We start from the raw sequence: 26,744 nt of genomic DNA on the forward strand, positions 1-26,744 counted from the left end.
GTGCTCGACGATTACTCGCGCTACATCCTGGCGTGGACGCTCGGCACGACGATGAAGGCGTCGGACGTGACCGAGACGCTGGATCTGGCGCGAGCGAAGGCAGGCGTCGACGAGGTGGCGGTCGAGACGACCTTGCGGCCCTCCTCGACGCCCAAAACAGGAGTCAGCCGCGGAACTTCTTCAGGACGCCTTCCACGGCCGAGGACATCTCTCCCCACGCTCGCTCGAGCCCGGCACCGAGCTCCTCCCATGCGTCTTCGCCTGCATCGGCCAGCTCGGCGAGCTTGCCCTTCATTTCGGCGATCATCGCTTCGAGTTTCTCTGCCTGCTCGTGAGCCTCGATCTGAGCATCGGCCGCCCCGCCCTTGGCTTTCGCCTTGAGCTGCGCGAGCTTGGCCTGCTGCTCTTCGATTTTCGCCTCGAACTTTGCCCGGTATGCGTCCTGCTTGGTCATACGGTCAGCATAGCGGTCAGCAAGCAGATTTGGATAGGGCACGGGCAGATTTGATAATTTAGGATGCGCGTGGCAAGCATTTCGGCCCTTTTGGCCGGCACAAAGGGGAAACACCTGTCGGGGAAGTCCAAAGGACCAGGACCTTTACTCGGGTCATGCTGCCCCCCCGCCCCGCCCCGCTGCGTGTCGCGCGGGGCGAGGCGCGACCGCTACTGCGTTCATCGAGATGCTTCCGATGAAGAGCTTGTCGCGGAACTCAAGGACGCTGGTGGACCCGAGGAACGTGTGTGACTCGTCGCGTAAGCGGTGGACGACCTCTCCTTGGGCGTCAATCGCGATCGCGAAGGCGGGATTCAAGATCATTGGGCTGTCGGTGTCGGGAACGGCCCAGCCCAGGCCATGCGCGAGGGCGCTCTTGATCCGGGGGTATGGCTGTATCCAATCGAGGAGCGAAATTCTGTATCCGGCGAAGGCGACCCAGAAGAGACCATCGTCCGCCAGGCGAATGTCATCGGGCAGGCCCGAGTACCCATCGACGAAGACCTCGGTCGTTCCAGCCTTCGAGCCGCGAATCCAGTGCCGGAGAGTGCGATATGCGAGCATCTCGTTGACCAGGATGTACTCGTCGCCGGGACCCAAGGCGACGCCGTTGGGGAAGCGCAGCATGCTCGCACGTACTTCGATCGTTCTCGTTGCTGGATCGTACGAAATGAGCCGGCCCGTCCTTTGTCCCTCGAGGATCTCGTAGTGGAACTCTCCATCCGGGTATCTTGAAGTGGCATCGGTGAACCAGATCGTCCCATTCGCCTCGATGTCGAGCCCGTCGGGAAACACGAAAGGCTGGTCCTCCGCTTCGGTCGCTAGAACCTGCACCGTTCCGTGCGGGTCGATGGAGAGAAGGCCGCGGTAGGAGTCCGCAACGATGAGATTCCCGTCGCCGTCGAACGCCAGGCCATTCGCGCGGCCCCCGGTATTGGCAAACACCTCCATCTCAACCCCATCGGGACGGAAGCGCAGGATACGACCGTCCTTGACGCCCGTATAGAGCCAGTCATCTGGTCCAACAACGATGGTCTCCGGGCCGTGGCCGTCCAGCGTGGGAAGCAGCTTGAGGGGACCGAACCCCTGAACGTTCTCGGCGACGCTCGAAGGCGTTGGCTCCCAAGCCACCGGTGCGAACTGGGAGGGGGCGCAGGCGGAGAGGAGAAGCGCGAGGGCCAAGGGTGCGAAGAGAGCACTCCGCGCTCGACCAGTGTAGCGCTCATTCATCGGCGCACGTTCAGCCGCCGCAAGCGCACGTTGGTGTTGGGTTTCGAGTTCATCAACCTCAATCATCTCTTTATCCTCTCCGGAGCCGAGTCTGCATTCGGGGCTCCCATCAGCTGCGCGACCATCACTTTCACAAACCGACCGATTCGCTGTTGCACCTCTTGGTCGTCGTAAACGGAGCCCCCGAGCAGTGCTCGTTGAAGGGGCGAGTCACAGAACAGGACGGAAGTGAAGTAGAAGACCGAGAGCACCACGAGCATCGGCTCCAACTCGGTCGCCGTCCCTCCGAACTTCTCGCGGGCCATCTCTTCTATGGCTCGAAACGCGGACACATCGTGACTAAAGAGGGACGGAACCTCGGGTGGCGTTTGATCGGCAACGCTCTGCAGGGCGAGGGACGCGATGTGGGGGTGAGCGGTGAGGAACTCGATCGCATCCTCGACGAAGTCTTCCAGGCCTCGGCTCGTGTCCCCATTCTCGCCAGCGAATTGGAAGAGCAACCGAGCATGCAGCCGACAAACGGACTCGTAGAGGACGGCCTTGCTCTTCCAGTGAAGGTGAAGCGTGGCGATGTTGACGCCCGCCGCGGCGGCCACGTCTCGAACCCGGACACCCTCGAAGCCTCGTTCGGCGAACTGCGTCTCCGCGGCCCGAAGGATCTCGGCACGGCGCGTATCGGGCTCTGCGAGGGCCCGGCTGAGTGCGGCGTCGATATCGAAGCTGACCATTCTTAGTACATATAAGCAACTGCTTACTTATGTCAAGGGGTGGCCGGATCGTGCTCGGGTTCAGCAGAAGTTGAACCCGAACATCGCAGTGGATTCCGCTTCTCGCCTCAAGCGCACCATGTCGCCCGACACCCTAGGGCGTTTATGGCGTGGGCTCTCTTCCAGGTCACCGCCAACTGCTGCCGGCCTCGGCCCCTCGAGTCGCAGGTCGTCACGACGGAGAACGAGACCAATCTCCTGCTGGGTCGAGCACTTCGGAAGCTGTTCGAGCCGAGCGTGCGCGTCAGCAGGGCCGGGGCGACCACATCCCCCGCCGGCGACTTCGAGATCGACGGCGAACTGGAGCGCCAACTGCGCGCGCTCGGGTGCGTCGATTAGATTAGTGCACCGCCTCAGCGACCCGACGGTTGCGAAGGCTGGCTCCCGAGGCACGCGGGCCTGACGCCGCGGGCGGTAGCCGACATCAACTGCCCATTGAAGTCATGGAGCCGTGCCCGTGAGGAGGCTGGGCTGCTAGAGTTCGCGCCACACGACATGCGATGCTCAGCGGTTCGAAATCTCGCCCGCGCTGGGGTATCCGAGAAGCTCGCTATGGAGCTCACCTGCCACCGGACGCGGTCTGCCTTGGACGGATGCGATATCTCGTCTGACCGAGACCGGCGTGCCATGGCTTCGGCGTTGGACAAGATACACCGGGGCAATGTGGACCTTTTGTGCTCAGACGCGCGTGGTCCCGAGGGTGCCGATCCCGTAACTCACTGAAAAACCTAAAGCCCCCGTAGCTCAGGTGGATAGAGCGCAGGATTCCTAATCCTGAGGCCGTTGGTTCGAGTCCAACCGGGGGCACTGTAAACTCGCGCTACTTACCGGGGCTCGGGAATGCCCACACTCTGTATGGCTCCGTTCTCGCCTCCAAGGACCTCCGCCAAGATCGGGGCAAGGGCGCCGAACCACAGCGCAGCGCCCGCCGGGAGAAAGTGCAAGCCGTCGCGAGTCTATTCTGGGTCGGTCCTGTCTACTAACGGAGTCGGATCGACGAATCGTACGCGGCCCCCGTCGGCGAGTGTGGCGATCAAGGAATTGGCGAGCTGGTTTTTTTCGTACCGGGCGGCGTCGGGCGTGGGAGATATGGCGACGAGCAGGATTACGGCATCCGGAACGAGGCGAGAAGCCTTGGCTACGACACGCGCGATGCCCTCCAGCGTCTTGACCCGATCTGAATTGAGTGAGGCGTGATCGTTCGTGCCGATCTGGAGTGCGACAAGCTTCGCCGTCGGCACGACGGCCCATAACCGTCCCAGGCTGTGCCGCACCAAGTCACCGGCAACCGCCGCTCCCATCAGTGCGTGGCTGCCCCTGAGCTGCCACCAAACAAAGTGCTGGCCTGAGACGAGCTGAAGCATCTGGACGATAGAGTCCCCGAAAAAGACCCCGTCCCGGCCCGATTTCCGGGATGCGCTCGTCGTCGCGCGGTTCAAGAATTTCGCGTAGGTGCCAAGGCGACTGGTTGTACCTGAGAACCAGCAATCTCCAGCGCAACATATGCGTCATGGGGGACGGATAGCGCACGGCCAGCCACCCAGTCACCCCGCCGAGCGCTGCGTAGCTCAGCAACCATCCGAGTGCCGATGCCGCATAGCCGCAAAAACCCTCAACAAGCATCAGCACTCCCGCACCGAGTGCAGCAAAACCCGCCTAGTCATGAATCCTCATGCCTTACGTTTCATGACTAGCCCTTCTCAGGAGACGCGACAGTACCTCGCAGCGACCTGCGGTTATAGTGCCTCGCGGATTCAATTCTAATTTGACGAGTCGGGTGCCAACCACTTTTCAGAATAGTGCAGTTGCAATGAGCCCGCCCTCAGTCGTGGTCTAGTGGAATTTTAGAAAAAGGGTCTGATCTACTAAGCCGCGTACTTTGGGGTTTGTGGTCGAAGCAGGGGCATGGGTTTTAGCGAGGGCGGCGGTTGAAGTTCGCCTCCGGCGGCCAATACCGAAAATGAAGCGCCAAGCTCTCTGCCGCAGAGCTAGGGAACTTGCATCTCGACTACAGCCGGCAAACAGGGCCTTCATGTTTCCTACCGCCAAACCAAACGACCAGGGCCTTGATGAACTCCTCGGGTTCCGACCCGGCTGGCAGATGTATCTGCATCCCGACGACCCCAACGTAGTCAATGCCAAGCAGGATTTCGACCCGATCGATCAATTCCGATAGCCGCCCCTTCCCTTTTCTGTACGCAAGGACAAAGGCGCCCGCTTTGCTCCCAACCAATACATGACGGACTACCGCTCTCACGAAGCGGTGAAGGTCCTCGAAGCCAACCGCAATCTTCTTTTCTTCCTCTACCTCGCCTACAACGCGCCCCACACACCCCTGCAAACCAAGCAGGAGGACTACGAAGCTCCGGCTCATATCGACCACCGCCCCACTCGGGAATACGCGGCTATGATCCCGCCCTTGACCGCGGCATCGGCGAAGTCCGGCAAGCGCTGCGGGACAATGGGGTGGAAGACGATACCCTGGTCCTCTTCTCAAGTGATCATGGCGGTGCCCACTACACCGGCCTGCCCGAGATCAACGTTCCTTACCGGGGCTGGAAAATGATCTTCTTCGAGGGCGAGGCCCATTCATTCTTCTTCGCAAAATAGCCGGCCGGGCTGCCGTCGGGAAGAGAGGAGTCCACACCGGCAGCGCACATCGATCTCTTCCGTACCGTGGCCGACGCCGCCGAGCGCCGGGGTGTCGCCGCCGATCAGACCATCACGACCCCCTGGAAACCGGGCGACGAGTCTAACTATTGGTGGAATTGACGAGCTTGTCTCTCACAAAGACATTTCGCCGCGCAATGCCTGGCCGGCCCCATGCGCCGCGAAGATCACGCGGGCACTGCGCATATCTCCCGTCAGGCCGTCCTTCATTAGGTTCATCACGTAGGCCACCGTCAATTCGTTCTCGACATCGACCACTGCCATCGAACCACCCCATCCGGCCCAAAAGCAGGTCCGATCGTTGATACCAATCGGCATCCCTGGCGAGTTCAGCCCGTAGCCAATCCCGAAGCGCGCCGGATGGGCGAGCACCAGATCCCGGCCGTCGGCCTGCACCTCGAAAATGCGCTCGATGGTCGGCCGCGAAAGCAGCGTCGCGCCATCGATCGTGCCGGACTGCGCCAGACACGAGACCACCCGGGCCACCGAACGAGCGTTACCATGGCCGTTCGAGGCCGGCTGCTCGAAACGACGCCAGCGCTCAGTATTGACCATCGAGGCGTGGGGCGGCTCGCCCTCGGAGACCCGTCTCCCCACGTCATCGGGCGCGCGTCGGTCGGGCTTACTCGAAGCGTCACATGCCTGGGTATCCATCTCGGCGACGCGTGAAAATTCGGTATCGGCGAGTCCGATATGAAAATCCGCGCCAATCTTCTCGGCGACTTCCTCGCGAAAGAAAGTGCCCAGGGTCCGACCCGTCACGCGACGCACCAATTCCCCCAGGAGCAGTCCCTGTGTCGAACTGTGGTACCCCGAAGCCGTGCCCGGCTCCCACCACGGGGTCTGGGCGGCGAGGTTCGTGCAGCAACCCTCCCAGTCGTACATCGCCTCTTCATCGATCGCGGGAGCGAATCCCGGCACCGCCGCCGTGTGGCTCAGAAGGTGGCGGACGAGAACTCCCTGCTTGCCCGCAGCGCCGAACTCGGGCCAATACCGAGCGACCGCGTCATCGACGCTCAGCCTACCGCGATCATGCAGCATCAAGACAGTAAGCGCCGCCATCATCTTGGTCGTCGACCAGACATTTACGATGGTATCGCGCTCCCAGGGAAGAGTCTGGGCGACATTGCGATGCCCACCCCAGAGGTCGACCACCTTCTCACCCCGGTAGATGACAACGCAGGATGCACCCAGATCTCCCTCGGCAAAATTCTCGGCAAACGCCTCGCGCACCTTCGCAAAGTCGTCCCGACACTCCCCTCTGATCAGCGCCATGATCTGGCCCTAGCATGAGCAACCTACCCGGGAGAAATATCCGCCGCCGCGCCCTGACCGAGCGACGCGGAGTCGACCCGGCCCCTCGGTCTCCTATACCTGGGAGGACGAACCGGAGACTACGCGTGCACGCCAAAGTGGAATTGCCCATCATCGGCCGGGCCCGGACGCCCTGGCAACGACGCGACGACGCCCACCACCAGGCCGCCGGCGTCCTCGAGGTCGGAATCGAGCCACGACTGAAAAAGCCCTTTCGGCGGCCGACTGTCTAGAACGCACGTTGTTGCCTCCCGGACTCTATGGTCATTCCGGATCGAAAGGCTGGCACCGCGGCGTCACCCCCGCTTTGGCCAAAAGAGAAGATCGATGGTGGAGAAACTCGAGACCGACTACCTCGTGATCGGCAGCGGGGCCATGGGAATGGCCTTTACGGACGAGATGATCACCCGGAACCCCCGAGCGCACTTTTTCCTCGTCGATAAGCATGCCCGTGCCGGAGGCCATTGGAACGATGCGTACGGCCACGTCTCGTTGCACCAACCCGCTGACTTCTACGAAGTGAATTCCGAAATTCTCGGCCGAGGCGGGGCGGCACTGGCCTCCGGTACCGAGGTGATGGCGTACTACGAACGGGTTCTCGCCAAACTGGTGGCTAGTGAACGCCTCCAACATTTCCCGATGTGCGAGTCGCTGGGCGAAGGGCGCTTGCGCTCCCTGGTCCAGCCCGAACGCGAATACGAAGTCACGGTGCGCGAAAAGACGGTCGACGCCACATACATGAATGTGCAGGTTCCCTCGATTCGCCCTCCCCTATTCGCGGTGGCGCCTGAGATCGAGCTCGTTGCTCTCAAACTCCGATTTGCGCCGCGAGGCCCGCCCGGGAGCCCAACTCCTCACTCACGCAGTCGCTCCACGCACCTCAGAGCCTCTGCCTGGTAGACCTTTCCCCGCTCATTGAAGAAGTCCAGGACATGAAGAGAAGTCGGCACGAAGCTGAAGCCGATGTCCAGCCGAGGGTGCCACTGGAAGATGGAACCACCGAGACCCATCCATCCGTAGAACCCTTCCCTGCCGGCGTTGAACGCCCGATCGAGACCTTTGCCATTCCCGCTCGTTTCGCGGAACAGGTTCACACCGCCGCGAGTGAAGTTGGTCTGATTGAAACCCATGGAGGCTTCGATGGGAGCCCCGTGCATGGCCTCCCACGCTCCCTCGTTGAGAAATTCTCTTCCTTCCCATCTGCCACCCCCCGACATCATGGCGGCGATCTTGGCCAGCCCTCGCGCAGAGCAGTTGGCCGCGGCCGAAGGCGTTTCACCCATCGCAACGACGGTCTCGTTGAAGAAGGCGATCTCCTTCATCCCCCGGAAGGGCGCCGGAGCGCCTCGGGTCGTGGAATCGAACCGCGAGGGCAGGAATCGCATCACCCTCCCGAGCAGTGAGAAAATGTCGTGCTTGATGCCTCTCCCGAAGCTCTTGGGCTTCAGACTCTCGAGAAATTCAAACCCGAAGCCAAGAGGCGATACCTTCGAAATTCGGCCCAGCTCGGATGAATCGACCCCGATGATCACATCGGCGCCAAGCGGATCGCTGATTTCTTCCCGGAGAAACTCACCCATCGTTCGCCCACCAGGGTCTGCGCGTCGGAAGATCTCATTCAGAATCCAGCCACGGGTAACGGCGTGATATTCCCGTCGACTACCGCCGCCCGCGCGGAATCGGAGAGGCTGGCTGGCAATGACCTCGCCGACGGCATTCTGCTTGAGCCTTTCGGGAAGAAGATCTTCGGCGTCGAGGGACGTGGTGAGGGCGGCCAATCCCCCTTCGTGGCGCAAGACTTCGGCAACAGAAATGTCCCCTTTTCCATTTGCACCAAATTCCGGCCAATGCGCGACGACCTTGTCCTCGTAGTCGAGAAGTCCTCTTCCCACGAGCGAAGCCATCGCAATGGCTTCGAGGCTCTTCCCACTGCTGAAGACGTTGACGATGGAGTCCGGCGTAAATCGCCCGTCACTCCAAACCGACGCCCAGAGATCGACGACTCGCTCGCCTCGGTAATAGATGCAGAGCTGGGTGTTCTCCTCGGCCAGTCCCCGCATCTCGTGCTCATACAAACGCTTCACGGGTTCGAATCCAGGAGCCACGGTGCCCTGGACCCGACATTCTTTTCGAGTATTTTCGCTCATCGCCAATCTCCGATCCACCGAGAGCCCCGGTGCCATGGGTCTTAAGCAGATGAAGCGCTGGTGTTCCCCATCGAGAGCGGGTGCCACGGGCCGCAACATCTGGATTGGATTCCCGTCGGCACGGTGCAACGGGGCAGTCACACCCCGATCGATGATCTTTCGAACCGATTCCAAACGGAGTCGACTTCTCCCCGGCTGAGCCCAAACGCCGAGGCAATCGGATCCCTCCGTGATCGCTCGCCGATCACGAGCGTCAATCGTCCAAGAGACTCCGCGCCACTGCACGCAAGAACCGCGTTCCAACGCTAGAGGATCACGCTGCGGCAGGCCTCTGCTCAGCTGCCATGCGAGGTGCCGATTACTCGATCTTTTCGGTGCTCACCGGTCGAAAGTTGTCGTACGAACCTGACAGAGATCCCATAATTCCTCCGATGGCAGCTCATCCCATCGGAGGATTCGCTCCGATTCTGAAAACCAACAAGAGGTACGACATGTTTCGCTTCTCCTCATCGATCGCCGTTACATTTCTCTTTTTCCAGCCCGTCGTTGCTTCCGCGGTAACGCTCGTCAACACAACAAGCGGAGAACTCCGCATCACCGACGCTGCAGGCAAAACTTCGACACGAATCGATGCCGGCGGGCAGTTCGCGATTCCCCCCGCCTGGGGGGATGACCGTCACCTCTGGTTCGATCTCCACACCGACGCGGGGGGCGAGGTGTGCAGCGAGTTTCGTAATCGGTGGGGAACCATCAAGATGCCGGCCTTTTTCGTCGGCGTCTCGGTAACCGCCAATGGCGGCTGTGAAATTCTCGATACCGTTCCCGAGGCCGAAACGGATCCGCCTTCCAGCGACGATGACAGCGACAGCGATTCGGTATCGGATGATGACAGCGATACCGGCTCCGACGATGATGATTCGGCGACTCCGTCGTCTGATTTTCCTCCTCGAGGAAACGGTGCGTGGGTCTACGACGCACGCTTTCTCGATGGCCCGGCCGGCCAGCCGTACGGCCAAGCCGGCCTGTGGGTGGATACCTTGCGCGCCTACAACGAAACAGCGGCCGACGGAAGCGGCCTCGATCAGGTGTTTTCGTACGGCGGAGATCTCGAGATGGAGTGTCTTGGCTACGACGACTGCACGAGCTCGAAGATGCATGTGTACTACTACCCCCCGACCTCCGGTAATCCCTCGCGTTCCTTCGTGAGCGTCGGCAACAGCGGATTTCAAGCGACGCAGGCATACGCACGGGTCGCAAATGACGCGCTGGTGATCCCGGTATTTGACGGGCGCTTCGATGGCGATGGCTATCTGAAGCAATTTCACACTCTGAACGAGCAACAGGCGCGTACCTATGCCGACATCTTCGCACGCACCGTTTGCGCCGATCCCCGAATCGCTGGGGTCCAGCTCGATCTCGAGCCGTTCGATCTAGGCGTACCCGCCCAAGCCTACTTCTACGATCAGATCGCAAAGAATCTTGCGGGCAAGAACCAGGAAATCGAAGAGGTCCTCGGCTGCGTCAGTGAGCGCTTTCCCGACGGACGCTTTTTCTCGGTCTTCACCTTCGCCGGCTCCATCACTCCGCAGCTGGGCGAGATGTTCACGCGTTACGGCAATGGCTACCTCGTCCTCTCCCTGTACGATCTCGGCCCGGGAGGGGCCGGAGTCGCGAGTGATCCGCTCGCCTACGGCAGGCACGTAGCGAACGAACTCGATGCGGCGCGGAGAAATTCCAGCCTAGCGTCGAATGTACCCTTTCAACTCGCAATTCCTGCGGCCGCTTCGACCAAGGAGTTCGAATCCTACAACGGCAGGTTTTCGGGTTTCTCGCAGGTCGAGTACGTAGAGGCGGCTCTCGACGCCATCGACGCGTCGGGCGTCCGCGAGGACGAGCACTTCCTTGGAATGGCGCTCTGGGGCTTCAGCCGCTTCATGGCCTACCCACCGCACACCGCCAACACGTTCGAGCCGTCCTCGCCGCCCTCTGCCGTGCAGGCGGTACTGGCCGGTCGACTCTGAATCGAGGTTCGCCCGTCCTCTCGCCGGTCACCATTAGGCGCACACGCACGCGGCGCTTCGCCGCATGTCACCCTACGGTGACATTCCCGCGACGAAGTGTCGCGCCCCAACGACACATGGCGACGTTGCCGAAAGGCGAGATGCATTCCGACATGAATTCTTCTGAGCGAAACACGATCCCAGAGTCTTTTTCTTCTTGAAGAGAGCCCCGCGAAGAACGTCCAACCGGGCTGTCAGTCGACTCTCGTCAGAGACGAGCCCGCAGTACGGGCCGTCTTTCCCGCAAGGAGGAACCCGTATGAAATCAAATAGGCGATGGACACCCATGATGCTGACGGCTGCTTTGGCCGCCGCGGTGACTTTACCGGCCAATGCATTTGCGCATGGCTATCTTTCTTCCCCCGCCTCGCGGGCCCTGCTCTGTAAGGACGGGGTAAATCGCGACTGTGGTTCCGTTCAATACGAGCCGCAAAGCGTCGAAGGAGCGCAGGGGTTTCCGCTCGGCGGCCCGCCGGATGGATCGATTGCTAGTGCGGGTCTCTCGACGTTCTCGCCTCTCGACATTCAGACACCGACACGTTGGCACAAGCAGGACATCCGAAGCGGTCCGAACCTCTTCTCGTGGAGGTTTACCGCAAACCATGTCACGCGAGACTGGCGCTACTACATCACACAGGACGATTGGGATTGGGCGCAACCTCTTACGCGGGATGCGTTTGACCTGACCCCCTTCTGTGTCGTCGATGGAGGAATGGTCCGGCCGCCGATGACCGTCGAGCATGCCTGCACGGTACCTCCACGCGTGGGGAACCACGTCATCCTTGGAGTCTGGGACGTCGGCGATACGGCAGCCGCCTTCTATAACGTCATCGACGTCCAGTTCGGAGACGGCGCCGGTATGCTGCCCGACCCGGAGACCCCCTCGTTTCGGGAAGTCGGCACCATTGCACCCTCCACGGATCTTCGCCCGGGCGACATGGTGGCGACGCGTGCCTTCGACGGCTCCGGCGAGCGGGCCGATTTGGCGACCACGTTGACCATTGATACCGAGGCCGGCGGAGCCGCGGCCTCCTGGCCCCGATCCCTCGCCGCCCGGGTGAATATCGAACAGTCCGATCTTCGCGCGGGCGCGCCCGCCGAGGGCGGTGCGTTTCTGCCCGTCTTCGGCGCCAATACGATCCAGGCGCTAGAGTCGTCGGGAGTCACGCGGGTCGAGGTGCAGATCACGCAAGCGACTCCGGAGTTCGCGAGCCAGATCACGCTCGACCTTCCGGGCGAAGAGGTTGAACTGGCGGCCGGACGAGGCACGGTCGTATTCGACCTCACGGTCGTGGGTGACTTGAACGTGGTGACGACCCTGCACGACCACGCAGGAAATGCAGTCGCTCGTGACGAGTCCAGAATTTCCGACGAGACGAAGACCATCACCCTCGTGGTCGATGGGGCCCAGGCCGGTCACCATACGGTCGTGACCTACGGCACTTCACTCGAGGGCGCCGAAACGGTCCAGGAGACTGCCAACGTCTTCTTCGTCGATGTACCGGCACCGGTGGCACTCGAGGGATGCGGAGGAATCGACGGGGCAGAAGCGCCGGTGTGGGATGCCGCGACGGTCTACACGGCGCAGGATCCGGTTTGCCACGAAGGTCTTCTGTGGGCCGCCCGCTGGTGGACCCGCGGCGAGATCCCGGGTTCCGCGGATGTATGGGATCTCCAATCGGATGTGATCCGGCCCTGGAACGACGCCGTCGCGTACCAAGGGGGAGAGCAGGCCACGGTAGACGACCGCGTGTACGAAGCGCGCTGGTGGACGCGCGGCGATCGCCCGCAAGACGGCGGCGTCTGGACCGAGATCGTCACGGTCGCCCCGTGATCGGCCGCCGAATCCGCCATTGAGCCCGAGATCGCCCCGACGACGTCCGCCCCCAGAATCATGGCTGGGGCGGGCGTCGGCGGTCTTTCCGGCCACCTGCTCCCGAATTTCAGGACGGAACGGTCGCGTCGTGCGGCTTCCTTTCGTAAGGAAATGATCGGCGCACCGCGCGCCTCGAGGAACCGACCGGGAAAGGACCAACCACCATGAGCTATCGCGTCGTCCAGTGGGGCACCGGAAACATCGGCCATCACAGCCTCCGACATGTCCTGATGCACCCCGACTACGAACTCGTCGGCCTCCACACCTTTAGTCCCGAGAAGATCAACAAGGACGCGGCGGAGATTGCCGGCCTGCCCGGCAAAACGGGTATCCTCGGGACGAGCGACATCGACGCTCTACTGAACCTTCAACCCGACTGCGTGCTCTACATGGTGAACGGAGAGCCACGGCCAGCCGAAAGCGTGGAAGAGATGTCGCGTGTTCTGCGCCGTGGCATCAACGTCTGTTCCACCGCACTGGTATGGATGATTCACCCGCCCGCCGCGGACCCCGCGATTCGGGAGCCCCTGGCGGCCGCCTGCAACGAGGGCAAGGCGACGCTGTTCGTCAACGGTATCGACCCCGGCTTCTCGGGTGACGTCCTGCCACTGGCCGCGCTTCAGGTCACCGACCAGATCGATCAGATCCTCGTGCAGGAGATCTTCAACTACTCTACCTACGAGGATCCGGGCCTCACCGGTATCGCCTTCGGCTTTGGTCAGCCTGCGAGCTACGAGGCTCCCTTGGAAATTCCCGGGATCCTGCGCGCGGGTTGGGGGCCCATGGTTCAGATGATTGCCGACCGCCTGGGACTCGTACTCGACGAGATCCGGGAAACGTTCGAACGTGCCTATGCCCCGGAGTCCTTTGACACGCCCATGATGCACGTGGCCAGGGATACCTGCGCTGCGGTTCACTTCCGAGTGGAGGGGATGGCCTACGGCAGACCAGTGGTGGTGACGGAGCACGTGAATCGCCTGCGCGATGACATCGCGCCGCATTGGCCTCGTGCCCCTGAGGGCCGCCAGGGGGTGCATCGCTGTACCGTCACTGGGAACCCGAACATCGTTCTCGAATCACAAATGTCGAGTCCCAGCGGCGACCACGTCATGGGCGGGGTGCAAGCCGGGGCGCTTCGTATGGTGAACGCGATCCCCGAGGTCTGCCGCCAACCGCCAGGTCTGGTGAGCACTCTCGACCTCCCCTACACCCCCTCGACGAACGTGAGCCGATCGACGAGATGACCACATCTTCGGCGGCACCCTTCGCTTTCCACGCTTCCTTTTCCCCGCGCCGCCGCGGCCCTCGACCCACCACCCCAGCTCATCGTCCACGTTGGCGATGCGAACTATCGCGGAACGCCGAAGTACGCAGACGACGACCAGAACCTCTTGATCTACGACGCAGGGGATCACGTCGATGGCGCGGAGAAATTCTGTCGGGAACGGACGACCCCCCGATCGCCGTTTGCGGACAACCCGCACCCGATGACCTACTCTGCATCCCCGGCGGAGGATGAGCGAGCGACGCGGAGACGCGACACCCAGCACCTGCGGCAACCCGCACGAAGTCTTCTGGTAGACCCGGCCGAACGGGAGGCCCTACTGGCTACGTCGCTCATCCGCCTTAGGCAGCAGGGCGATACTCATGGTGAAGATCGCCAAGGATGGGGATCTCTTCGACCGAGTCCGTCACGCCAACGGCTTCGCGTTCCGGTAGTCTCTCCGGGGTCCGCTGACCGATTCCCTGGTGTGGCCAAGCTCGGTTGAAATACTCGCAGTAGCTCTGCAGGACCGACGCCAGGTGCCCCTCGCTCAAGACGTCACCCCATGTGGTCGCCTCGCGGAGCTGTTGGGTCGTGTCCACCGACGGAGCCGATCGCGGGTGAAGCCTATCTGGTGGGGGAGATGAAGACGGAGAGGCATCCTGGAGTTGTCACGCGCCGGCGAAGCCGCTGCAATTCCCTCGCGGATCAACGAAGTAGCCAGCACGACCGGGTCCGGTGACCCGCGCCACGACCCGTTGTCTTGCTGGGACGACCCGCTCCGGAGAGTCCGAACCTCGCATCCCGCTCAGGAGCGCGAGAGGCACGATGAGCCACAAGAGCCTGGCAGTGTGTTGCGCAAGGGAGACCGACATCGCTGGAGAGCGATGTCAGGGCGAAGCGAGCGTTGTCCAGCCAACGCGCCCGCCGCAACGTGTGGATCCCTAACTTCTTTCGCACCGGTCTGCCCATTCTCCCGAGGCTCCGGATTCTCTGTGCGCAGAACCCGTTCGACGTCTGGGTGCTAACGCGACGACGGGCAATGCGAGCGATGGGCGTCTCGGATCACCCGTCTCCTCGTTGCCCCCGAGCTGCGACGGAGTCCGCCTCACCACTTCCCACGACGACCCATTCGCGAACGACCTGGTTGCCGGGACTGTCGAACTTCGCACCTTCGAGTTGCCTCAGGCTGAGCTCGAATCGGTAGGCGCCCGGCTCTTCCGGAACCAGGAGCAACAGTTTCTGCGCGAGAGTGTCGCCGGGACGAACATCACGACGAAGCGGAACGAGCGTCTCCGTCGCAGCCAGCGGGGCCCGGCCCGCGTCGAGTCGAACCCACCGGGCAACGAGCACCACGGTGTGCTTGCGGAACGGATCGATCGCGACCATGCCCTGGAGGAGAACCGCCTTCTGCGGAGTGACCACGACCGGCCACGTCGCGTTGCCGAGGTTGGTCACCCAGACGACCAACGGATAACCGTCGCCCGGTTTGGAGAATTTCGTGCGACGGCGCGGCAGCTGAATCCGCCCGACGGCCTCGTCGTCGGCCAGGGGACGCCGCGGAGTTCCGAGCATCGTGGAGCCGTCGACTTCGCCGGCGACGAGGGCCCGGGTCCATCGGGAGGGCTCGGGTGTATGGGCGAGCTGCATGATGATCCAGCCCTCGAGCTTCCAGACGCGCTCGACCTCCGGCGCCCGGAGCAGTCCCGGGACAACCTTGTCGTACCGGTCGCCTTCCTCGAGCCAGTAGGAACGAGGCCGAACCAGAACCCAGCGCAACCCGGTCATGTCAATCAAGTCCCGAACCACGCCGCGCAGCGGCAGCGCTCCGATGGTCGAGAAGACCAGGGGGCGGTGCACCGGATGGTAGCCGGTGTAGGCGGAGATCAGCGGAAGCCAGTGAATCGTGCTCCCGAGCATACCGTCGGGTTCGAGGGATGCCTTCCTGTCGTCGCCCTGCCTCTGCCCGGTGAGGGGCAGCTCCAGGAGCGGGCCCTCTCCATGCTCCCGTGCGAGCTTGCGGACCTCCTCGTAGACGAACGCATTCTCCGTCAGAGCCGCTACGCGATACATCGTGTCGTCGGCGAAGGAGGCCCCTTGGGCGTAGAGGACGAAACCGAGGAGACCCACGGCGACCCACTGCCCTGACCTGCGTCCGGCCCATTCGCCGACCGTCTCGAGCGCCGCCGCCAAGAAGAGTGCCGTTGCGAACCCGAACAAGATCTGGAAGCGAACCGAGTACGCAAAGAAACGCAGCGGCGTGTCGCCGATCCAAGCGCCCAGGGGTTCCGGAAGCCCAGGCATGAAGAAGATGCCACCCAGGGCGAGGACGAGAGCCGGGAAAACGCACCGGCGCGCCGCCCGGACACCGCGCCAGGCTCCCAGGATCGTGACGAGGAGACTCACGATCGCGAGAACTCCGAGCGGATCTTTCGATGCTCCGGGAAGCAGTCCCCGAACCGCGTCGAGAAGAACCCCCAGGGTGACTTCATAGGTCTGTAGAACGCGCGGACTGCCACCGAGGCGGCCGAAATAAGGGGTGATCAGGACGGCCGCCACGCAACTCGCGCCGACACCCGCGAGCAAGCCGAGGGCGAGAAAGCGAGCCCGGTTGCGCCCGGGTTGCAACCACGAGGCGATGCCCCAGACCAGCGCCGTGAATGCGAGGAGCACGGCCATATAGAAGGACGACAGGATCCCAAGGCCAAAGACGAGCATCAGGCTCGCGGCATGCTTCCCGGTCGGCGCGTCTCGCAACCGCACGAGACAGAGGGCAACGAGCGGAAGGAACAAGTTGGAGTACTGGAGGATGTGCAGGTTGAAGGGCACGCGTCGCGGCCCGAGTGCAAACACCAGCCCCATCGTCCACGCCGTGGAGGGGGCGCAGCCCACGCGGAGCAGCAGGCGCTGCATCGCGAGCGCGGCGAGAGGGTAGGTGGCGAGAGCGGTGAGGTTGGCCGAGAGGATCGGATTGCGGGTGAGGCCGAAGAGCGGGCCGAAGAGGAGTTGGCTCGTGAAGAAGTGATCGGAACCGGTGAGCTGCCCCGGCGCCGGAAAGTTGATATTGGCGTCGAAGACTAGGCGCGGGTCCGTGCCGAGCGCGTGTGAAACCCAGCTCAGAATCCAGACGATCAATTGCTCATCGTTCAGATTCGGCCCGACCGGAATCCGTTCGCCGAAGCCACTGAGGAACGGCGCCGCCAGAACGCCGAAGACCACGGCATAGCTGGCCGCGGCCACGAGAAGGCTACGAGAGAAGCCCGGGGCGTCGGGATCGGCGCCGCGCAAGCGGATGAGGGCGTCGAGGCACACAGACCTGAATCGTCCCTCTTGCCACAGGCTCTAGGACGGCGCAAGATGCAACGTTGGCCCGTTTCGCCGCCCCCCCACCGACCGATTCTTATGCACGACGGCCCGCTACAAACCGGTAAGACTCGGGACAGCGTGCTCCATCTCGACCGCCACGACGCCTGGGTGCTGACGGCGGTTCTACTTCTCTTCGTCCTGTCCCGCCTCGCGTGGGCGTACGGAAACCTCTCCGCCGCCACGTACTGGGAGGATGAATATCGTTGGGCGGCCGCCCTGGAGTTGCTCTCGGGCCCCGCACACCCGCTCTTGGACTATCAGGCGGATCATTACCAAGGCGGCTCCCTTGTCATGATCCTCCTCATCACGGGGCTCTTCCAGGTAATCGGCGAGAGTCCCTTGGTCCTGAAGATGGCTGCCATCTCGTTCGGCGCCCTCACCCTGACCCTACTCTACCTGGTCGGGCGCCGAGGCTTCGGTCGACCGACGGCAATCTGTGTGACGGTGGCGTACCTGCTCGGCCCCCCACTCGTTGCCGTCTCGGGGCTATCGGTGATGGGGAGCCACGGCGAGTCCGTGGTGTTCAGCCTGCTCCAGGTCCTGATCTTCTTCCGCCTTCTCGTCCAGGAGGGTCGCTCGAATCGCACCTGGTTCGCGTTTGGACTCGTCTCGGGCCTGGGCTTGTGGTTCTGCTACACCTCCGGGCTGAGTCTCGCGGCTTGTGGTCTCGCGTGGCTCGCACTCGAGAAAGTCCCCAAGTGGCCGGAGCTTCGATCGGCTTTGGTGGGCGGGTTCGTCGGTCTGATCCCGTGGTTCGCGTATAACGTCGAGCGTGGATTCGTCGGGCTGGGCCGCATCGCGGAAGTTCTTGGGATGAGCCGGGCGCCCGACCCGTGGCTGCCACAGACCTTGACGGAGAAGACGACTCTTCTGCTGTTTCAGGACTGGCCGGTGGGACTTCTGTTCCCCTTCCCCGAGACCCGACCCGATGGCCTGATGGCGTTTGCACTCGTAGGGTTCGCCGTTCCCCTGGCCGTGGCTCTACTCGCATCCGTCTGGCGTGTTCTCATCCGAGGTCGCCGGCTGCGATTCCCGGCCGATGTGCCAGGCCAGGACACCGTGGCATACGAGCGGCGTGAACTCGTCTTCCTGATTTACGGCCTTCTCTGGCTACTGTTCTTTCTGAGTTCGAGCTTCACCATCGATCCCTACAAGGGTGCACACGAGTACCGCCTCTTCCTTCCTCCCGCGATCCTGCTCCTGCTGCCGGCCGCTCGCTCGGCGGCGCTCGGGCTTCGTTCGCCTGGATTGGCACGCGGGCTGACGATCATCGGTCTTTCGTGCTTTCTGATCTTGTCGACCGTCGGCACGATCGCGGCGGCGACGAGGCCGCTCTCCCAGGGAGCGTTTCGCGGACACTTCGGGCACATGGTGAGAGGACTGCTTCTCCACCGGAAGTATGAGACGACTCTGGCAGAAGCCGTGAGCGTCGCGAAGACCATTGACCAACGCCGCAAACGAATGGCCGTCTTTCGCGGCATTGGCTGGGGCGTGGCCTTCCGATTCGAAGAAGGCGGAGAGATCGAGACGGTCCACGCCGCGATCGGCCAGATCCCGCAGCAAGATCGAGCGGCGTTCCGCTCCGGCCTGCGTTGGGCAGCGCGGCAGCGCAAAGTAGAGGAAGAGGAGCGGCTACGCGCGGGAACCGCCCGCATCGATTCCGCGCTCCTGGTGTCGCGGTTCGACACGCTCCTCGATCTGACCGGTGGCCCACCTCCGCAGCGAAGACCTCGCTCTCGGCTCGGGCGACCTCCACACCTGCGATAATACGAGCGGAGCTGAGAGATGTTCAAGGATCGAAAGGTGATCGTGGTGATGCCGGCGTACAACGCGGCAGGCACGTTGCAGAAGACCTATGACGAGGTCATGGCGCAGGAAGTCGTCGACCGCGTGATTGTCGTCGATGATGCGAGCAGCGACGAGACTCTCGAGGTCGCGCGGTCGCTCCCGAACACCGCCGTCTACCGTCACGAGCGGAATCGGGGTTACGGGGCCAACCAGAAGAGCTGCTACCGCCTCGCCCTGGAGGAGGGAGCGGACATCGTAATCATGGTCCACCCCGACTACCAGTACACTCCGAAGCTCATTCCGGCGATGGCGGCCCTGATCGGGAATGATCTCTATTCCTGCGCGCTCGGATCGAGAATTCTGGGCGGCTCAGCCGTCGCCGGCGGCATGCCCTGGTGGCGCTTCGTCGCGAATCGGTTTCTCACGTTGACGGAGAACCTCCTCCTGGGCTCCAAGCTCTCGGAGTTCCACACCGGTTACCGCGGCTTCTCGAAGAACCTGCTCGAGCGCCTGTCGCTCGAAGCGCTGTCGGACGATTTCGTCTTCGACAACCAGATGCTCGCGCAGATTCTCTGGATGGGCGAGACGGTCGCCGAGGTAAGTTGTCCGACGCGCTACGACGACGATGCTTCGTCGATCAACTTCTGGCGCAGCGTGAAGTACGGCTTCGGCTGCCTCCGTACCGGCTTGACCTACCGCCTCGCTCGCTCCGGCTTGATTCGTACCCCCCTCTTCCCCGAGGAAGCACGACAACCGGCCCCATGAGCCGAAACCCGCAGGTGGATCGCACTGCGACGTTCATCTTCCTGGCACTCGCAGTCACCTTCACGGCGTTGACGGCCGTCAGTTGGGCCCGGTGGGGGCACGTCCGGATCGACACGGGTGGCGCGATTTATCGCGCCGCTAGCATCGCCGATGGTGCCGTTCTCTACCGCGACATTCTCGTTCACTACGGACCTGTAGCGCCCTACGCGGTCGGCACGCTCCTGCGCCTGGTGGGCATTCACATGAACGCGATCTATCTGCTCGGCCTGACGTTCGTCCTCGCCGAGTCGTCACTCCTCTGGTTCATTTCGCGACGAATCGTTTCGAACGTCGAGGCCGCAACGGCCGTCGTCGCCTTCTGGATCCTGCTGGCCTTTCAACCCGGGCTGTTCAACTGGATCGTCCCGAACGTGTTCGCCTCGACCTTCGCAGTCTTGTTCGCAACGGCGGCCCTCGCCTTGCTGGTTCTCGATCTCTCCTACCCCCGGGCGAGAAACCTGGTGCTGGCAAGTCTGTGCACCGCGCTGGCCGGCCTTAGCAAAGTCGAGCATGGCGGTGCCGTCCTCTTGACACTCCTGCTCTACGTCCTCTTGCTGCGATCTGCGGAAAGCCGCGGAAGAAGCCTCGCCCACGCCCTCCTCCCCGGCGGAGTACTCACCTGTATCGTCGCCGTGGCCGTCGTCGCGTCCGTGCCATGGCACGAGGTCGTGTTCGACAACGTGTACCGTGTTCGATCCCTTACGGGCACCCTCGACGCATATCAGGATCGGCTCTTTCCCCCTCTTCTTCCCTCCCTGTCGCGTGCGGCGCTTCACTACCTCATAGAGCTGCCCCTGCTCGCCACGGCCATCGGGTGGGGGTGGGTGTTGCTCCACCGACAAGGCGCACAGAGGCTCCTGGGGATCGGACTGATCGGGCTCGGGCTCCTCTTGCCCCTGTTCGCTCCGAGCGCTCTGATGAACCCTGACATGGTCCGAAGCGTTCTGCGACAGCACCAGTTCGTCTGGACTGGAGTCGCCTGGGGAGGACTCGCTCTGTGGGGTCTCGTCCGGTGGCGGGGGGAAGATCAGCCACTGGGGAATCGCGTGCTCACGGTGATCGCGATCTTCGCATTCCTCGACACCCTGCGATGGGGGTTTCGCGTGGCGTGGGCTCCGTACTACGCGGTATTCGCCCCTCTCCTCGTTCTCGTTCTGGTTCGCTCGGTGGCGCGTCGCGTACTACCCACGCCCTCTGCGTGGCCCGTGGTATTGGTCCTTCTCGTCGCGGTGGCCCCGGCCGCTCTTCGACATGGACAAGAGTTTCAGGCCCGGAGCTTCTCGCTCACCTATCCGCGTGGCACGATCCGCACGACGCCGAGCGAGGGGAGGCCCATGAAGGCCGTCATCGACTACCTCCGACAGGAGACAGACCCGGGGGACTACGTTGCGGTCCTTCCCGAAGAGCAGATGATCAACTTCTTGGCGGAGACGAAGCATCCGACGCGAGACACGGGCATCGGCCCCGGCTGGCTGGCCAATCGAGCGGACGTGGAGCGCTTCCTTGCCGAACTCGGATCCGATCGAACCCGCTTCGTCGTAACCAGCGGCCGCCGCTATGCCGAGTTCGGCGCGACGAAGGGAGCGCTCGAGGGCCCGCGGATCGCCGGGTTTCTGGAGTCGAACTACGGGACCGTATTCTCGGCCGGCAGGTACCGGGTCCTGAGGCCCACCTCGCCGGCCCCCTGAGCGCAGCGGATGATCGAAACTCCGAAGAAGGTACGGCCCGGCGCGATGGTGGCAGCGCTGGTCCTGTACGCGGTCCTGGTTGCGTGGCTCACGTGGCCACTCGTCCTAGAGGCCCCCCGCGAACTTCCGGCGACCGGCAGGGCCTGTCGCTTCGACAGTGCCCTGGTCACGTGGGCCCTGGCCCACGAGAGTCGTGCGCTCACGAGTGCACCCGATGAGTTCTTCGAGGCGGGCATCTACCACCCCGCGCCCCACGGGCTGCTCTACGGAGAAGCAGCCTTCGGTGCGCTGCCCTACTTCCTGCCGCCCTTCGAGGCGACGGGAAACCCGACGCTCTCCATCAACATCACGTTTCTCGCCTCCGTGATCCTCACCGCCTGGGCACTGCACTACGTCGTTCTATCGTGGACCGGCTCGTTCGGCGGTGCCTTCATCGCAGCCTGGACGTTTCTCATGACCCGTTGGGTGCTGTGGACCTGGGTGCCCTGCGCGCCGAACTACGCCGTGCTGCAGTACTTCCCGCTGATCATCCTGTTCGCCTCGGGACCTCTGCGTGGTCTCGCCGATGTTCTGCGGCTTTCCTTCCTGATCGTTCTACAGGGGTTGACCAGTGTCTACGTCGCCGCCGCCGCGCTCGCTCCTCTCGGGTTGCTCGGCATCGGCCGGCTGGTCGCTCGCCGGCCGGCCTGGCCTGGCGGACGACTTCTCGCTGCGGTGGGTCTGGCCGGATTTCTCTTGGCCGCGGCCTACGCGAGCTACCTGCTGGTGTCCTCGGCCAACCCTGAGATGTCTCGGCAATCGATCTGGCACGGACTGAGGCAAGTGAGCCAACTCCCCTGGGCGGTGTTCGAGCGCACCCGGCCGACGGCCGTCCCCATGGCGGCACTGGCACTCATCGCGCTCGGCGGCGCAAGCTTTCTGCTCGGAGGTCGTACGGATCAGCGTCCACACACTCGACAGGCCTGGACCCACGCGACGTACTGGCTCGTAGCCGGGCTCGTCTTATCTCTCGAGCCGGGCGCGCGCTGGGGAGAGGCTTCGGTCTGGTTGCCGCAGCGCCTGGTCGCGCTCACGACACCGCTCTACGAGATCATCCGGCTTCCCTATCGTCTCGGCATCGGCGCGCTGATGGGCGCGTCCCTGCTGGCCGGGCTCGGCTTCGCCGAGGTGGCGCATCGGATTTCGAGAAGAACCGACGTACGGCGCGTCGCGGTCCCCCTGCTCGCGCTCTGTGTCACCGGGGCCATGTACGGGGAGTATGCCCGAGGATGGGGAGCGCCCCCCGTGCCCAACCTGCGACCGCTACCGGACGAGTACCCGCTGCGTGCAATGCCGGACGGCTCTTCCCCGCTCATCGCCGCAATCCGGAAGATCGACGGACCGCTTCTCGAGCTCCCCATTCCCGCGGCAAATCGAAACCTGCCGTCGTCGCCTTCCCAAGCTCGGGCGATGTACCGTTCGATCTTTCATGAGCGGCCGATCCTGAACGGCTACAGTGGTTACTGGCCCCGGGGTTTCCTGCGACGCGTCGCCCTCGCTCGTCGGCTTCCCGACCCTACCGCACTCGAGGCTCTGCAGGTGGAGACCGGACTCACGATGATCCTGGTCCGACTACCAGCGCTATCCCCTCCGGAGCGAGATCGGTGGGAGAAGATTCTCATCGGAGACGGCGATCCACGGCTCGAGCTCGTGCATCGAGACGAAGCGGAGAATGCGCTCTTCCTCGTCGTTGAACCCGACTCGAGTGCGGAACCAGGATTCGCACGGACACCGGCCCCGACCGCGCAACGACGATCGCTCGGCAACTCGTCGTCCTCATTGCCGTGAGTCCGCCTTTCGAGCCGCTCTTCGTCTGCAGCGACATGCACGATTGTGGCATTCCGAAGCGACCCCGCGAGAGATCGGGGACGCGCTCGACACCCACTTCGGAGAGCTCCTCGGTGCCCTCGGGAAGCTCGCGCCCGAACGCGCCGGCTCGCTGACCTACTCCACCCGTCGGTAGTACACGTTGGCCAGGTCGAACGGGAGGTAGCGCTCTATGCGCTCGTAGCCGTGATCTTTGAAGTAGGCCTCGACGCCGGGGCGTCGCCCCTCGGTCACGACCAGATCGGGTTGGAAGCGGTCGATGTCGAAGCCGCGGAGGGCCGTCAACTCGTGGCCCTCGATATCCATGGAGAGGAGGTCCACCTTCGTCGCGCCGACCCTGTCGAGGAGGTCGTTCAAGGTGATCGACGAAATCTTCACCTCCTCCACCGCGAGCTCACCGCCGAAGTGCTTCCCGTCGGCGCGATGGGCACTGGTCGAGGAGAGGCCCAGGCTTTCCGACCTGAAGAAGGACTCCTTGGTACCAGAGCGATCGGTCACCAGAAAATTGAAGAACTTGGAGATCGGTCTCTCGTCTTCCCACATGGGAGCGTAGTCGGGCAGCGCGTCGACCCCGACGCCGGTCCATCCGAGGTGCTTTTCCAGATAGTAGGTATTGTTGGCTCGGATTGGCCAGGCACAGCCGACGTCGACGAAGAATCCATCGCGACGGTCCTGGAAGAAGTCCCGGATGATCAGCTCCTCGTCAAAGAGCGAGTACTTGGATTCCTCCTTCAGGATTCCGGTGCGACCGGGCGCCTGCCGCACCAACTTGCGGTGCTTCGCTATGGCGTCGTGCAGGTTGAAGCGCTCTTGGGCCGGGGCCACGGTGGCCTTTGGCGCAGTACTCGCGGCCGGGGTGCTGGCGACCTCCTCGGCCGTTGGGCTACATGCCGCGACGACGAAGACCGCAAGGGTCAGAAGGGCCAACCGGTCAGTCAACGCTGGAACAGGCACGATTGGATTCGATAGCAGCTGAGACCCCCGACGGGGAAGGTCCTACTTCGCGGTGCCGCCGGCCGCGGGTTCATTGCCGGGCGGGCGTACGACCTCACCCCTGTTCCTCTTAGCCCCGGTGCGCGCCCTGGCCCTCGCCCAAGGAATCGGTCGAGCTCCGTGGGCGCATCAGCCGACCACTGTTCGGGTTCAGAGACGATTGGACCAAATAGGTCGATGAAATAAGAGACACTCCCGACCCAAACGGAAGGAGAATCCGATGGGAAAGGGAGAAAGTGCGGAGAAGGTCGTCGGGGGTTCTTCGTCGGCCGGGTCATGCGGATTCTGCCGACGTACGCGGTCGGCTATCTCATCATCTGTTCGGTCGTCCTTTGCAGCGCTGCGATCACCGACTCGGGTACGTCGTATTCGTGGCAGCCTCAGCCGCCGGTGGGCCAGAGAACTCTCGCGCGATGTGGAGGTCTTGGACCTGCCGGACACTCGGCCGACGGGGCTCGACAAGGTTGACGATTAAAGAAAACACCGAGATTAAAGAACGTCCCTACCCATCGCGCTCTCAGAAAGATCGCCGCCTGAGACTTGCAGGATGGTGCCCCCCCGGGCGGCGGCTCAGGGCAGCACGGAACCGAGACGGGCGGCGAGATCGCTGCGCGTGTCTTCGTGCGCGGGATCGAACGCGAGATTCTGCAATTCATACGGGTCGGCATCGAGGTCGTAGAGTTCCTGCCGAACGCCGCCCTTCGACACGACCTCGATGTACTTCCACCGGTCGGTCCGAAGCGCACGACTCGGCCGCGTGATCAGTCCGCCGCCACTCTCGATCGGGACCTCGTCACGCCAGGCCTCGGGATTCGATCCATCCAAGAAGGGCGTGAGACTCGCTCCGTCGACCCCGGGCAGCGGCGAGGCCCCCGCAAGGTCCGCCAACGTCGGCGCCAGGTCGATGTTTGCCACGAGGGCATCCACCGACCGCGGCAGGGGAATGCGCGCGGGGTAGCGCATCACGAACGGGATGCGGATCGACTCCTCGTAGGCCGTGAACTTCGTGCCGGTCCAGTGCTCTCCCCAATGGATGCCGTGGTCGGACACGAACACGACTACCGTGCTCTCGGTGAGGCCCGAGCGCTCCAACTGCCTGCTGATCGCGGCGATACCCTCGTCCACCGCAAGCAGGGTCTCGAGTTCTTGCGTTCTCTGCTGGTCGCGCCGCGCAGCGCGTTTTTCATTCACGATCCGCGCAAAGAACTGCACCCAGGTCGGCTTCAGCGAGACGTCTGCCTCGTGCCAGTTCGGTGGGCGATGCAGGGGGAGTCCGGCAAAGAGCCCCACGTGCCGAGGTGCAGGCTCGGACGGATCATGCGGAGCGTACGGCGCGTAGACCGCGAAGAACGGCCGCGACGCGTTCTCGCGGAGGAACTGGACCGTGCGCGCAGACATCACGTCGGTCGAATACTCGCCGGGCGCGAGCACTTGAATGACGCCGTTCGTGTTCAGCTGCGAACCAAAGTAGCTGCCCCCGGACGGTCGCAGGAAGACGTTCCACTCGTCCCACCCCGGCGGCGGCTCCAGGTCGAGGTCTCCCGCGCGATTCAAGTACTTCCCGAAGAAGCCGTTCACGTAGCCCGCGTCGGAGAGCACCGTCGCGATCGTGTTCGACGGGTCGAACTCGGGCTCGAACCCGTTGCCCACCACGCCGTGATTTCGCGCGAGGCGACCGCTGTACATGCTGGCCCGACTCGGCGAACAAGACGGCGTCGTCGCAAACGCGTTCCGGAAAACGAGCCCGCGCCCCGCAAGCTGCGTAAACGTCGACGGCATGTAGCCCATCGTGTCCCATCGTTGATCATCGGTGAGGACTAGAACGATGTTGGGTTGCATCGCGCGCGGCGCAACGGCGTCGACGATTCCTTCGAACGCGCCGCGCAGACAACGCTCCAAAGCAACGCCGTCGATCCGCTGTCCGACCCGATTCGCAAGCGGCGCACAGGCACCCCCGACCCGCGGAAGAGGAACCCCACCTACGGACTCGATCTCGACGCCGTGGCAGCGTCTACGGATCACGCGCGCGATCCGTGCACCCCGTGTCTGTCTCCGCGCGGCCCGACGCTCGCGGAGGCGATACTCCGTGAGGTGACCGGCGACGCGGGCGATTGCGACCTGACACCGGCGCGCCTCGGGGCCGACGTCTCCACCAACCTCTCCACCCGAGTCCTCCGCGTCCGCGGAACCGAGCGCTGCCTCGACCACCGCATCCAGCGCTTCCGCGCCACAGGACGGCGGCGGCGTCCGACGGCAGCCCGTGGGATCGACCCCCGCGAGGGCGGCGACACGGCAATCCAGGCCCGAGCGCAAGGCGGTCCCCAGCCGGTCCAGCTGGGCCTCGGTCCGGCACCGGGCGGAGGCCGTCGTAGGGACCCATCCCAGCACCAAGAAGAGGAGAAGAGCCGTCTGGAGGGA

General features: G+C 63.4%; 22 protein-coding genes, 1 tRNA gene and 1 pseudogene. 13 read left to right on the forward strand and 11 right to left on the reverse strand.

Features of this window, described 5'->3' with window-relative positions; all coding sequences use genetic code 11:
• Window positions 1–114 (forward strand): annotated as a pseudogene (locus P8R42_19580) (IS3 family transposase).
• A gap of 49 nt (window positions 115–163) precedes the next feature.
• On the opposite strand, the gene P8R42_19585 reads toward P8R42_19580, so the two are convergent.
• From P8R42_19585 to P8R42_19595, 3 genes are all read right to left on the reverse strand, one after another.
• Window positions 164–454 (reverse strand): hypothetical protein, encoded by a 291-nt coding sequence (locus P8R42_19585; protein ID MDG2306803.1) that lies wholly within the window; start codon window positions 452–454, stop codon window positions 164–166.
• 153 nt (window positions 455–607) lie between these two features.
• Window positions 608–1,789: an SMP-30/gluconolactonase/LRE family protein gene (locus tag P8R42_19590; protein ID MDG2306804.1), complete on the reverse strand. Its 1,182-nt coding sequence runs from the start codon at window positions 1,787–1,789 to the stop codon at window positions 608–610.
• Complete coding sequence (locus P8R42_19595) at window positions 1,786–2,451, reverse strand: helix-turn-helix domain containing protein (GenBank protein ID MDG2306805.1); 666 nt, start codon at window positions 2,449–2,451, stop codon at window positions 1,786–1,788. The genes P8R42_19590 and P8R42_19595 overlap by 4 nt, the downstream gene beginning before the upstream one ends.
• Before the next feature lie 144 nt (window positions 2,452–2,595).
• On the opposite strand from P8R42_19595, the gene P8R42_19600 reads away from it, so the two are divergent.
• Entirely contained in the window at window positions 2,596–2,829 is a 234-nt protein-coding gene (locus P8R42_19600) for a hypothetical protein (protein ID MDG2306806.1), read from the forward strand.
• Window positions 2,830–3,223: 394 nt separating this feature from the next.
• Window positions 3,224–3,297 (forward strand) — tRNA-Arg (locus tag P8R42_19605).
• Between the two features lie 149 nt (window positions 3,298–3,446).
• On the opposite strand, the gene P8R42_19610 is transcribed toward P8R42_19605, so the two are convergent.
• The gene (locus tag P8R42_19610) at window positions 3,447–3,929 is read right to left on the reverse strand and encodes a GDSL-type esterase/lipase family protein (GenBank protein ID MDG2306807.1); all 483 of its coding nucleotides are present in this window, start codon (window positions 3,927–3,929) and stop codon (window positions 3,447–3,449) included.
• 569 nt (window positions 3,930–4,498) lie between these two features.
• A complete protein-coding gene (locus P8R42_19615; GenBank protein MDG2306808.1) occupies window positions 4,499–4,873 on the reverse strand; it encodes a hypothetical protein in 375 nt (124 codons plus the stop codon).
• Window positions 4,874–4,920: 47 nt separating this feature from the next.
• Between P8R42_19615 and P8R42_19620 the strand changes: the two genes are divergently transcribed.
• Window positions 4,921–5,100 carry a sulfatase-like hydrolase/transferase gene (locus P8R42_19620; protein MDG2306809.1) on the forward strand — a complete coding sequence of 60 codons (180 nt, stop codon included), beginning with the start codon at window positions 4,921–4,923 and terminating at the stop codon, window positions 5,098–5,100.
• Window positions 5,101–5,274: 174 nt separating this feature from the next.
• Here P8R42_19620 and P8R42_19625 read toward each other — a convergent pair whose 3' ends face one another.
• Window positions 5,275–6,435 (reverse strand): serine hydrolase, encoded by a 1,161-nt coding sequence (locus P8R42_19625; protein ID MDG2306810.1) that lies wholly within the window; start codon window positions 6,433–6,435, stop codon window positions 5,275–5,277.
• Window positions 6,436–6,560: 125 nt separating this feature from the next.
• Here P8R42_19625 and P8R42_19630 point away from each other — a divergent pair, with 125 nt between their 5' ends.
• Together P8R42_19630 and P8R42_19635 are read left to right on the forward strand one after the other, a co-directional pair.
• Window positions 6,561–6,707 carry a hypothetical protein gene (locus P8R42_19630; GenBank protein MDG2306811.1) on the forward strand — a complete coding sequence of 49 codons (147 nt, stop codon included), beginning with the start codon at window positions 6,561–6,563 and terminating at the stop codon, window positions 6,705–6,707.
• A gap of 94 nt (window positions 6,708–6,801) precedes the next feature.
• Window positions 6,802–7,374, forward strand: a complete 573-nt coding sequence (locus tag P8R42_19635) for a hypothetical protein (protein MDG2306812.1) — start codon at window positions 6,802–6,804, stop codon at window positions 7,372–7,374.
• On the opposite strand, the gene P8R42_19640 is transcribed toward P8R42_19635, so the two are convergent.
• Entirely contained in the window at window positions 7,329–8,558 is a 1,230-nt protein-coding gene (locus P8R42_19640; GenBank protein MDG2306813.1) for a serine hydrolase, read from the reverse strand. The two genes, P8R42_19635 and P8R42_19640, sit on opposite strands and share 46 nt — an antisense overlap.
• Window positions 8,559–9,112: 554 nt before the next feature.
• On the opposite strand from P8R42_19640, the gene P8R42_19645 reads away from it, so the two are divergent.
• The 3 genes from P8R42_19645 (at window position 9,113) to P8R42_19655 (ending at window position 13,801) form a co-directional block, all read left to right on the forward strand.
• Complete coding sequence (locus P8R42_19645; GenBank protein ID MDG2306814.1) at window positions 9,113–10,642, forward strand: hypothetical protein; 1,530 nt, start codon at window positions 9,113–9,115, stop codon at window positions 10,640–10,642.
• 298 nt (window positions 10,643–10,940) lie between these two features.
• The gene (locus P8R42_19650; protein MDG2306815.1) at window positions 10,941–12,515 is read left to right on the forward strand and encodes a lytic polysaccharide monooxygenase; all 1,575 of its coding nucleotides are present in this window, start codon (window positions 10,941–10,943) and stop codon (window positions 12,513–12,515) included.
• 206 nt (window positions 12,516–12,721) lie between these two features.
• Window positions 12,722–13,801, forward strand: coding sequence for a dihydrodipicolinate reductase (locus P8R42_19655; GenBank protein ID MDG2306816.1), 1,080 nt, complete (start codon window positions 12,722–12,724; stop codon window positions 13,799–13,801).
• Window positions 13,802–14,183: 382 nt separating this feature from the next.
• On the opposite strand, the gene P8R42_19660 is transcribed toward P8R42_19655, so the two are convergent.
• Both P8R42_19660 and P8R42_19665 read right to left on the reverse strand, forming a co-directional pair.
• On the reverse strand, window positions 14,184–14,423 hold the full coding sequence (locus P8R42_19660) for a transposase (protein MDG2306817.1): 240 nt from the start codon (window positions 14,421–14,423) through the stop codon (window positions 14,184–14,186).
• A gap of 463 nt (window positions 14,424–14,886) precedes the next feature.
• The gene (locus P8R42_19665; protein ID MDG2306818.1) at window positions 14,887–17,133 is read right to left on the reverse strand and encodes a hypothetical protein; all 2,247 of its coding nucleotides are present in this window, start codon (window positions 17,131–17,133) and stop codon (window positions 14,887–14,889) included.
• A 132-nt stretch (window positions 17,134–17,265) separates the two neighbouring features.
• On the opposite strand from P8R42_19665, the gene P8R42_19670 reads away from it, so the two are divergent.
• Genes P8R42_19670 through P8R42_19685 form a run of 4 tightly spaced genes read left to right on the forward strand, consistent with a single transcriptional unit; the run spans window position 17,266 to window position 23,294 of the window.
• A complete protein-coding gene (locus P8R42_19670) occupies window positions 17,266–18,954 on the forward strand; it encodes a glycosyltransferase family 39 protein (protein MDG2306819.1) in 1,689 nt (562 codons plus the stop codon).
• A gap of 18 nt (window positions 18,955–18,972) precedes the next feature.
• Window positions 18,973–19,740, forward strand: a complete 768-nt coding sequence (locus P8R42_19675) for a glycosyltransferase family 2 protein (GenBank protein ID MDG2306820.1) — start codon at window positions 18,973–18,975, stop codon at window positions 19,738–19,740.
• Complete coding sequence (locus P8R42_19680) at window positions 19,737–21,467, forward strand: hypothetical protein (GenBank protein MDG2306821.1); 1,731 nt, start codon at window positions 19,737–19,739, stop codon at window positions 21,465–21,467. The genes P8R42_19675 and P8R42_19680 overlap by 4 nt, the downstream gene beginning before the upstream one ends.
• 9 nt (window positions 21,468–21,476) lie before the next feature.
• Window positions 21,477–23,294 carry a hypothetical protein gene (locus tag P8R42_19685; protein MDG2306822.1) on the forward strand — a complete coding sequence of 606 codons (1,818 nt, stop codon included), beginning with the start codon at window positions 21,477–21,479 and terminating at the stop codon, window positions 23,292–23,294.
• A gap of 156 nt (window positions 23,295–23,450) precedes the next feature.
• On the opposite strand, the gene P8R42_19690 is transcribed toward P8R42_19685, so the two are convergent.
• Window positions 23,451–24,272, reverse strand: a complete 822-nt coding sequence (locus P8R42_19690; protein MDG2306823.1) for an FkbM family methyltransferase — start codon at window positions 24,270–24,272, stop codon at window positions 23,451–23,453.
• Window positions 24,273–24,896: 624 nt separating this feature from the next.
• Window positions 24,897–26,639 carry a sulfatase gene (locus P8R42_19695; protein MDG2306824.1) on the reverse strand — a complete coding sequence of 581 codons (1,743 nt, stop codon included), beginning with the start codon at window positions 26,637–26,639 and terminating at the stop codon, window positions 24,897–24,899.
• Window positions 26,640–26,744: the final 105 nt, after the last annotated feature.

The organism is Candidatus Binatia bacterium, from assembly GCA_029243485.1.
Lineage (GTDB): Bacteria > Desulfobacterota > Binatia > UBA12015 > UBA12015 > VGTG01.